Origin of the sequence: Vibrio sp. 10N.261.52.C11 (genome assembly GCF_041471405.1) — a bacterium.
GTDB classification, from domain to species: domain Bacteria; phylum Pseudomonadota; class Gammaproteobacteria; order Enterobacterales; family Vibrionaceae; genus Vibrio; species Vibrio crassostreae_C.
On sequence record NZ_JBFROI010000017.1, the window covers coordinates 55,006 to 55,525 of the forward strand.

The following is a 520-nucleotide window of genomic DNA, read 5'->3' on the forward strand; positions in this document are numbered from 1 at the left end:
GGCTTACTGCCTGCAGGTGCACCCAAGTGCCATTCCAATAGCTGCCCAACCCAGCCTTTATCACGCTTAAGGTCGTTTGGCATCACCATCTCAGCTTCGTCAGCGAGCTCTTTAAAGGTCATTCCGGCGATGGCATACGCGCGCTCTAACAGCTCTTGTTGTGTTTGTGGTTCTGGTTTCATAATAAAAGGCATGATCAAAAAAATGATTTTATCAGAAGTTATCACCAAATGACGACTGGTTAAGAAATGATCTCCTTGCGAGAGAAGGGATCAAATTCAGGGTTATCCACAGGACATAAAGGTAATTAATTGAAATATTAATTTAGTGGATAAATAAACAGGGGTTTATGGTGGATAAAATGCTTGCCAAATGGGGTTCAAAATGAATCTTTCACTTAGTAGTGTGGATAAACATCGGAGTGGTTGATCTTTAACCATGTCAGGTTTCTGAAAGATCTTTTACATTTCTAATGTTTTTTAAAACTAGAATGTTATTTTAATTTACTGATTTATATAAT

The 520-nt window shown here is 38.1% G+C and carries 1 pseudogene; it reads right to left on the bottom strand.

Annotated elements, in window-relative coordinates:
• Nucleotides 1-182, bottom strand: a pseudogene (locus AB4323_RS07065) (DNA mismatch repair protein MutH); the annotation flags it as partial.
• Nucleotides 183-520: the final 338 nt, after the last annotated feature.